At 26.4% G+C, this 594-nt stretch carries 1 protein-coding gene; it reads right to left on the bottom strand.

Translation table 11 applies throughout. The annotated features are described in order from the left end of the window. A partial coding sequence (locus tag JG677_RS08500; RefSeq protein WP_442778898.1) for a capsular polysaccharide export protein, LipB/KpsS family occupies positions 1 to 594 on the bottom strand: 594 nt, incomplete at both ends.

The raw sequence follows: 594 nt of genomic DNA, 5'->3' as shown, positions 1-594 counted from the left end.
AAAAGACGCTTTGAATTTATTTTTTCTATATTTTTATAACGATTTAAAGTATAAATAGTATCAAAAATATCACTTTTTTGATTTAAATAGGGATTAAAATAACGTGCATAAAGCATATAACTTGCGGCAAAAACTTCCTCTAAACTCCTTTTTGTTTTTCTTCTTTGACATACTAATTTATCTATAGTTAGTCCCCATCCCGCATAAAAAGGCAAACCATAACATACACATTTACAACCAACCATTAAAGCTTCAAAACCCATGGTAGAAGTTTTAGTATAAACTTTAGAAAAATATTTCAATAAAGCGATAGGATTATAATTTTCACTAATAAGCTCACAATTTTCTGGCAAAAGATTTAAGTCAAAATCACTTTTTCTTTTACCGCTTAAAACATCAGGGTGGATTTTGATATAAATTTTAGCATCTTTATTTTCATTGATAGCATCTTGTATTATCTCATTTGTACTAAATCTTAATGCTTGACCATATTTTAAAGAAGCATCTTGATTAACTTGAGTGATAACTAAAATACGCTTTTCGTATTTTTTAAAAAAATTATCAGGAATATCAAGAGTATTATTGTATTTAGTG

Origin of the sequence: Campylobacter sp. TTU-622, assembly GCF_016598965.1 — a bacterium.
GTDB lineage: Bacteria > Campylobacterota > Campylobacteria > Campylobacterales > Campylobacteraceae > Campylobacter_D.
The sequence above is the reverse complement of the archived record's forward strand: the minus strand, read 5'-3'. Positions and strand labels throughout refer to the sequence as shown.